Raw genomic sequence first — 8,190 nt, forward strand, 5'->3', positions numbered from 1 at the left:
TCCGATCTTTTGCGGCTGGCCCACTCATCCCAATCCCGCCAGTGCTGCTCAACATCCACCGCGCAGAAGTCCAGCGGCAGGTCATCACAGGCGCGCAGGAAGTTTTCCACCTGCCGGGCGGGGTCGTTGGTTGGGTCACACCAGTGGTAACCGCCGGTCAGCAGGCCAGCGCGGCGGGCGGCGTTGAGGTGCTGGCTGCGCCGCCCGTCGCGCAACTGGCTGCCCTGGCTGATCTTGACCACCGCAAAAGCCACACCTGCAGCGCTCAGCGTCCCAAAGTCCACAAAGTCGTTCCAGTGGGAGACATCCACACCGAGGGCGCGTTCATCCGGCGGCGTGAGGGGTCGGGGTTCAGCCATCGGCTCGTTCATGGTCAGGCCACGTTGGCTTTGTAAAGCGGGCGGTAATCGGCGACGAACACGCTCACCCAGTGGCGCACCTTCATGCGGATTTCGTCATGGGTGAACAACGCCCCGCTGGTTTCGCGGTCGGCGATGAAGATTTCCGGCAGCAGGCCGAAGCGTTCGCCGAGGATGATGGCGGGGGCGAGGCGCGGGTCGGCAGCGGCGGCCCAGTCGTTCGGGTCGTTGAATTCCGGACAGGTGATCACATCCCCCATTTCGCCGCGCTGAAGATTTTCCGAAAAGATGTTGGCTTCGCGCTCAAAGGATGGGTAGAGGATGCGCATGGCGGTCAGGCGCAGGGCGCGCGGCACAATCAGGTAACGCGCATCCAGCGCCAGTTTGGGAGCGCTGCCGCCTTCGGCCACCAGCATGGGCTGTTCGTAAATGGCTTTGCTGGCGGCTTCCCACGCTTCGCTGGAAAGGGCAGCGGTGCCTAAATTGCGGTGATTGGCGGCATGAAACACCGCGCTGCCATCCGCCATTTGCGGGCCGACCCCGTTATTGGCGGTGAAGACGCTGCCCACCAGCGCCGAGATGCGCCGCAGGGCGGCTGAGGCCAGTTTGCGCGGGTACTGGCGCAATTTGTGGGTTTCGTCGCGCTCGAACATCTCCAGGGTGAGCGCCACATAACCGCCGTATTTGCCCCACTCGCCCACTTCGGCCGAATCGCGGATCGCCAGTTCGTTGTAGGCGGCTCCTTCGGCAACGCCGGGCAGTACGCTCACCTCGCCCACCAGCACGCCGGTAATCGGGTGCAGGCTGGAAAAGTGCTCAACGCTGACAATCGGCTCCCACCAGCGGTAACCGCTGCGCCCCAGTTCTTCCCAGCCGCTCAGCACCAGTTTGTTGAGGGCGTCTTTCAGCAAACCCGGCAGGGTTGCCGTGGTCGCCAGGCGCACGCGTTCCGGGTAGTAACCGCCGTAGAAGTCATAGTCACCGGTCAGCAGGGTGTACAGCTCGCGGATGCCGCTCAGCCGGGCGGCTTGCAGGCCGGCCAATTCTTTGGGTTTGGGGATGCCCAGCAGGTCATGCACGGCGGCGTTCAACTCGTCCTCCGGCGAGTGCACGGCTTCGATGCGCGGCGGACCCTGCACCCACTGTCCGGCGGTCAGCTGATGCACCATCCGGCGGGTGTCCTCGATGGCGCGCTGCAGGTCGGCGGCTTCAAACACCCGCCCGCTGAACTGGCGGCGGATGCTTTCGGCAGCCGGCGCGGGCAGGTGCGCCGCCGCCAGCGATTGTTCCAGCAGCAGGCGGCACAATTCGCCTTCCAGCACATCCGTCTTGCTCGCGGCCGGGGCTGGTGCGCTTTCGCCGGCGGCTGAAGATGGGGTAAGGGATTGTTCGTTCATCAGGTTTCCTCCATTTTGTGAAAAAGGGTTGAAAAGGAAGGGTTGAAATTGTTGATTGAGAGCGCGCAGAAATGCCCCGCCGCGCGCCGGTTGGATGACACAGTCCACCGACAGGACGCGCAGGATGCGCTCCACCTCGCGGCCGCGGGCGGTGAACAGCAAATCTGCCGAAAAGCCCACCTGCGGCCGGACGGTTGCTTGCAGCATGGCGCTGCCCAGGGCGCGCAGCAGCCCGGCGGCCGGCCCCAGCGGTTTGAGCCGCAGGCGGATGCCCTGGCGCTGTTCGTCCCACTGCGGGTCATACACCACGCCCGCCAGATCGCGCAGGCTGGGCTGGGCGGGATGATGGTCGAGGTAACACTCGCGCCCGTCCCACAAAGGCAGCGACTGACGCAGTACCTCGGCGCCGAACACCCAGCCGTTACCTTCTCCGGCGCTGATCGCCAGGATTTCAAATTCGCCCAGCGCTTCGGCGTTCAGTTGAACGCGGGCGGCGCAATCTACCGGCCCCGATTCGGCAATGCTTGTGACGGTTGGGATGTTCATGTCAGCACCTCCTGTTTGGCTTCGCCGCTGAGCAAATCCACCTTGCCCGGCGGAAAACCGCCTGCTCCGCGCGGCGCAACCCCGCTGGGCGGGGCAGCTCTGCCGCGCTGCAGCAGTTCTTCGACCTGCGCCGTTTCGCCGATGAAACGGTACGCCACGCGCAGCAATTCGGGGTCGTCAATCAGTCCGCGGTCGCGCAGTTGAGTCACGACCGCCAGGATGTGGTTGCCGGCCAGCCCCAGCGCCACATTGTCGCGCGCCGAAAGGTCGCCGCCGTGCACCCGGATGCGGGCGTGCGGGTTGACCCGCCCGCCGCCGGGGCGGCTGCCCTGCGCCAGCGCGCGGCGGAGCACCGCAATCCCCAGCAGATCGCCTACCACCTGGAGGAAGAACGCCTGACGCTGTTCAAAGCGGCGGTAGGTGGGGCCGCCGGCGGCTTCGGCGGTGGTGCGCGTGCTGGATTCCGGCTCGGCAAGGAAGTGCAGCGGCAGACCCGTGCCGGCGGCAATCATTTTCTTGATGGCCAGGCCGTCGGTGTTGGCGTCATCCGCTTCCAGATGGGGTTGAATCACCTCCCAGCTTTCGTTTTCGTCGGCAACCAGAATCGAACCGGGGGCGGGTGGTTGAGCATTCAGCCGCTGCTGGCGCGCCAGCCGTTCACCCTCGCTGGTGAAGCGTGAACGGACTATATAAAGGAAAGCCGTGCGGTAGCGGTTGAGGCGGGCGCGGTCTTCCAGCCAGTTGGCGTAGCGGCTCAGCCAGCGCAGCACCGGCAGCAGGTCGGATTCGCCCCACACGCAGCCGACCGGGCGGTTGATGGCGTAATGGCGCATCACGGGCCGAAAACTGCCGTCCGCTTGGGGGCAGTCTTCCAGCGGATGGTAGGCCTGCCAGGCGGGTGACTCGCGCCCGTCCAGGGCGGGGGCGGGCAGGTACTCCAGTGGTTGATCCACATCGTTGGGGCGCGTGCGGATTTCGTCAATCTGAGCGGCCGGCACGGCGCGGAAGTAACTCATCCCGCCCGGGTCGGTCGAAATCAGGATGAAGAGATTGCCGCTGCGGGTCAGTTCATCGCACCATTCGGGCAGGCGCAGGCTCATCTGGTTGAGCGGGTGCTGCCACAATTCGCGTAAAAAGCGGCTGGTGGCCGGGTGCTCGCAGGTAAAGGTGATTCCGCCGCCCACCACATACTGGGTGGTCAGTTCGACAATGCGCCGCGCCAGCGGGTTGACCCGCCAGGCTTCCAGTGCCTGCCGCAGCGCTTCGCGCCGTTCGGAAAACGGCCGTTCGTGGACGGCGGCGGCTGCCGCGTGGGTACCCAGCGTGAAGGTCTGGTCGGTTTCGGCTTGCAGGGCTGCCCGTACCTGACGGCGCACCTCATCCGCCAGCAGGCGGCGTTTCAGTCCTTGCCACAGGGTTTCTTTCATGTTCACCTCGTTCGAAGCATGGATTTTTTTCAAAAACCGCGGTCCAAATCGCCCAGCGGGTCGCGCCCCGGCACGATCAGCGTTTCTCCGCCGGACGGCAGGGGTTGATCATCCAGCACGGCGCACAAGGCGGCGGAGATGAGCAGGTCGTCATGCGCCGGCTGGCCGGTGAGCGGGTCGCGGCTGCCGTCCGGCACGCCCCAGCGCATTCGCTTTTCGGGTCCGGGCAGAATTTCGTACTGGCACAATTCCAGCTGGCGGGCAAACAACCGACCCAGTTCGTCATCGGCGGCATCGGCGGCTTCCTTCCAGCGTCCGCTTTCCACCAGCGCCAGAAAATCCCAGCCCAGTTTGCTCTTGCTGGCTGCCGTAAAGGTGAAGGGCATCACCCGTCCGGGCAGGGCGCGGCTGAGGAAGTCCGCCAGCCCGGCGCCTACGCCGGTAGCGTCCACCACCAGCCGGAAAGGACGCCAGGTTTCGACCAGCGCGCGCAGCTCGGCATACAGGTCGCTGTGACGCACGCCCACCCACAGGCGGCGCTGCACACAGCGGTAGGTCGGTGCGCGCAGAATGGGGTCGGCGCAGGTGCTGCCGTCCACGGCAACAATCGTCAGGGCGGTGGCATCCCGCGAGGAGTTGGGCAGTCCTTCGCTCATTACAACCGCCGAAGCGGGGTTTTCCTCCATGCCGGCCACATCCAGCAAAAAGGCGTAAGTCTGCCCGGCTTGCGGCTGATTCAGCAGGGGGTGGTTGCCCGCCATGCGCGCCCGGCGCTGGGGTGAGAACAGCCCGCCCTGCCCGTCAATTTCCTCGCTGTAATACTGGCTGCGCACGAACGGGTGCTGCCGGCCCAGCCGCGCCACCTGTTCGGCAACGAATCGGGCGTAGGCGGGTACTTCGGCAGCCACCTGATCGGCGCCGGCAATGAATAAGCGCTGCACGCCGTCCTGCTGCTGAGCGAGGCGTGCCAGGCGCAGTTCGCGCGCCAGCAGGGTCTGACTGGTCCACGCCGTGCCCCAGAATACGCGGGTGGCATTGGTGGAGGCTGCCATGGGAGCAATTTCTTTGTCGTATTTTTCGATTTCAACATCCTGGGCTTCGTCCACTTCCAGCAATGCGCTGGCGGTTGCGCCAACGATGTTGCTGTGCGGTTCGCCGCTCAGAAAGAACATGCGCGCCTTGCCAACCCGGTAGATGTAGCCGTTTTCCTTGACCCAGCGCCCGCGCAGCAGGCTGTTGCGTTCCAGTACGCGCTGCAGTCGGCGCATGGCGTTCAGGGACTGCGGCTTCCAGGTGGGGGAGATTTTGACCATTTCGGCTTCGCAGTCCTGCAAACAGGTCAGCAGGTAAGCCTCCAGCTGCGCCTGAACCTCGTTTTTGCCCGACTGGCGCGGGAACATGACCACAAAGGTCAACCCCTGCCGGTACAGCACCGAGCGGGCAATGGCGCGGATGACCGCGCTCTGATAGGAGCGCAGACGGATTTTGCCGAAGGCGCGCGCATACAGCAGCGGGTCTTGCAGGGCTTCGCGCAGGGTGATGACCAGAGCATCGTTTTTGTTGGAATTCATACACCTCCTTTGAAAACAGGGATGGGGCGGGCCGAGAAGGGGGCCGGCGGCAGGCGCCGCTCCGTGAGGGGATGCCGTCCGGCGGTCAATATCGTCCGCAACTCAGCCCGCCCGGCCGGGAGAGAATCAATCCTGCCCTTCACTGAGCAGCGAATGGATGCCGTTGGCTTCCATTTCGGTGCGGATTTCCTCCAGTGCGGCCCGCACCAGATCGCCGCTGGATTCCTGCTCGCTGAGCGACTGCTCGGTTTTCAGCAGGGTCGCCAGACTGGCACAGGCGCGCGAAACCGTGTGCAGCACCGAAAGCAGTTCACCCAGTGAAATGCCGTCATCGGCCAGGGATTGGGCGCGCCGAATCAGCAGGCGCATCATGCGAATTTCCTCGCTCAGTTTGCCGCCGTTGCGCGGCCGTTTGGATGGACTGACGGTTCGGCTCATCTTCCCTCCCGTAAATATAGAATGATTGTTCTATTCCGTGAACAGTTTAGAGCAGGAAAGGACGGCCGTCAATCTGTCAAAAAGTGCAAATTCTGGCATTGAATCTGCACCTTTGTGCAGAGGGAAATGTCCGATTTTGATGACACTGGCTTTACAAACAGGTTACAACCGCTTTACAGTTGCCTTTCAGAGCCGGATTTTTGGCTCAGCCTGCGCTATACTCAAAAGGCGGTCAGAAGTTGTGTGCGTTGGCTGAATTGTCTAAAAATGGTTACAAAAAGGTGTATGGTGAATGACAAAACACCAAAAACAAACCAAAAACTATTGACTTTTATACCGCGTTGTCTTATTGTAAAAACAGCAGAAATCGTTTCTTTCTGCTGCTGAGCACAGGTGGCGTATGTTCCAAATCTTGCAAACCATCCAAAAGCCGTTCCGGCGCTTCCGCCGTCATCCTGTCTGGCGGGATGGGCGCGCTCAATCCTTCGTTGAATTGGCGCTGGTGCTGCCGGTCTTGCTGATCATGCTGCTGGGTCTGGTGGAAGTGGCCATTTTCATTGGCCGTTATCTGGACATTCTTGACCTGACCCGCGAGGCAGCCCGTTTTGCCTCGGTACGCGATCCCTTCCAGTATTCCCCGCCTTCCGTCTGGCCATCCGGTCAAAACTGCAATGGCCCGCAAAACCCGGCCCGTCCGGTGGGGGTGGATTATTACAACATCAACGAACGCTGCATGACCTGCAGCGATCCCAATTACTTCCACTTTTACTACACCACCGCCTGCATCTTCTCGCCGCCGGCCGGCAGTGACACCTGCCGGACAAATGACCCCTTCTGCAATGGCTTGAATCCGTATGTCACCTTCAACCCGGCCACCGATGATGTGGTCATCTCGGTGTACACCGTTTCCAACCGCACGGTCACGCATGTCTGGCCGCGCGATGATGTCTGGCCGAATACCGGCTACTGGGCGCTTTCCGATCACGATGAGGACACCAATCACAACGGCAACTGGCGCACCGATTGCCGCGGAAACGTTGTCCGCAGCCAGCCTTATTACACCCGTGACCGGGTCATCAATGCCCTCAATGATACGCTTGGGCCGGCCAGCAAAGGTTTTGTAGCCGTCGAGTTCTACTACTGCTATGAACAAGTACTCAACCTCCCGCTTTTCACCCAATTTATTCCAAATCCGCTCAGAATCCATGCCTACACCCTCATGTCCCTCCCCGCGGCGCAGCCCACGCCCACTCCCAAGCCCTGAGTCTGGCCGACCATCGGCTTCGCAAGGACAGATTCTGGTCATCTTTGCGGTGGCCTTTCTGGTGCTGCTCTTCTTTATCGGGCTGGCGATTGATGCCGGTTCGCTGTATGTTACCTACGGTCATCTCAAGCGCGCTGTGGATGCCGGGGCGGTGGCGGCTGCCAACACCTTCAAACGCGGTGAAAATCTGGCGAGCATGACGGCTGCCACCGAAGAGGTGTTGATTTTGCACAATGTGGATATGTCGCAGCTCAACCTGCAGGTCTTCATCTGCGATGCGGACGGCGATTCGAACCGCGATGGCAACCTGCCGGCTGAGTTTTATGCCCGCTGCCCGGATACTTCTGCCGGGCAATCACCCCGCAAGCTGGTGTGGGTGGAAGCTACCCAGCGTGCCCCGCTGTATTTCCTCGGCCTGATGGGGTTTGGGCCGGTCAACCTGACCACCAACGCCATTGCCGAAGCGGCGGCGGTGGATCTGGTGATCGTGCTGGATATTTCCGAATCCATGGCCAGCGATACAGCCGGCTTCATCCCCGACGATTATGACCCGGATTCCACCTGCAACCCGTTCACCCGCACGCCGCCGGCCAACCGTGCCGCCCCGCCGCCGGCCGGCGCCTGCCTGCCGATGTGGCACGCCAAGAACGCCGCCGATGCACTCATCTCGCGCATGTATCAGGGCTTCGATCAGGTGGCAATCATCACCTACGACTCGCGTGCCGAGCTGCATCCCATCCCCAACATGCGAGGTCAGACGGTAGCCCTCACCGATAATCTGGAAGCTGCCCGCAATTACCTGTGGAACAGTATCAAAGTGCATGACGACCCGCCCGTCCGCCGCATCTGGAAGCAGTGGGTGGATTACCGCGCCGTCAACCCGGTCAACCCCGAAGACCGCGACGGCGACGGGTCCGACACCGATAACCCAACCATTGTGGGCTACACCTGCCCCAACATGACCGACCCGCGCATGGCCGACCGCTGGTGGTCGGTGGCCGAGGGCGGCCCCGACCCTTACGGCTGGGGCGGCGTGCCCTGCGATGATGACGCTCTGCTGGATGCCTACGACTGGGACGGCGACGGCGTGTTTACCATGGCCGATCACAACGCCGCGCTGGCTTACCTTGCCAAGTACCCGGTGCAGTACAGTCAGGGGCGCGCCATCCGTCCGTCGCTCTCGCCGCT

The 8,190-nt window shown here is 62.8% G+C and carries 8 protein-coding genes; 3 read left to right on the plus strand and 5 right to left on the minus strand.

The window, feature by feature from the left end; translation table 11 throughout:
- The 5 genes from VAE48_RS09280 to VAE48_RS09300 all read right to left on the minus strand — a co-directional run.
- A partial coding sequence (locus tag VAE48_RS09280) for a GH25 family lysozyme (protein ID WP_322793046.1) occupies positions 1–371 on the minus strand: 371 nt, incomplete at its 3' end.
- A gap of 2 nt (positions 372–373) precedes the next feature.
- Positions 374–2,302, minus strand: coding sequence for a hypothetical protein (locus tag VAE48_RS09285; RefSeq protein ID WP_322793047.1), 1,929 nt, complete (start codon positions 2,300–2,302; stop codon positions 374–376).
- Entirely contained in the window at positions 2,299–3,729 is a 1,431-nt protein-coding gene (locus VAE48_RS09290; RefSeq protein WP_322793048.1) for a hypothetical protein, read from the minus strand. The genes VAE48_RS09285 and VAE48_RS09290 overlap by 4 nt, the downstream gene beginning before the upstream one ends.
- Positions 3,730–3,758: 29 nt before the next feature.
- Positions 3,759–5,300 carry a hypothetical protein gene (locus VAE48_RS09295; RefSeq protein ID WP_322793049.1) on the minus strand — a complete coding sequence of 514 codons (1,542 nt, stop codon included), beginning with the start codon at positions 5,298–5,300 and terminating at the stop codon, positions 3,759–3,761.
- A 126-nt stretch (positions 5,301–5,426) separates the two neighbouring features.
- Complete coding sequence (locus tag VAE48_RS09300) at positions 5,427–5,738, minus strand: hypothetical protein (RefSeq protein ID WP_322793050.1); 312 nt, start codon at positions 5,736–5,738, stop codon at positions 5,427–5,429.
- A gap of 126 nt (positions 5,739–5,864) precedes the next feature.
- Here VAE48_RS09300 and VAE48_RS09305 point away from each other — a divergent pair, with 126 nt between their 5' ends.
- The 3 genes from VAE48_RS09305 to VAE48_RS09315 all read left to right on the plus strand — a co-directional run.
- A complete protein-coding gene (locus VAE48_RS09305; RefSeq protein ID WP_322793051.1) occupies positions 5,865–6,125 on the plus strand; it encodes a hypothetical protein in 261 nt (86 codons plus the stop codon).
- Between the two features lie 13 nt (positions 6,126–6,138).
- A complete protein-coding gene (locus VAE48_RS09310; protein WP_322793052.1) occupies positions 6,139–7,002 on the plus strand; it encodes a TadE family protein in 864 nt (287 codons plus the stop codon).
- Positions 6,944–8,190, plus strand: a 1,247-nt coding sequence (locus tag VAE48_RS09315) for a Tad domain-containing protein (RefSeq protein WP_322793053.1), incomplete at its 3' end; no start/stop codon positions are given. The genes VAE48_RS09310 and VAE48_RS09315, both read left to right, overlap by 59 nt.

This window comes from Bellilinea sp. (assembly GCF_034432615.1).
Classification (GTDB): domain Bacteria; phylum Chloroflexota; class Anaerolineae; order Anaerolineales; family Anaerolineaceae; genus Bellilinea.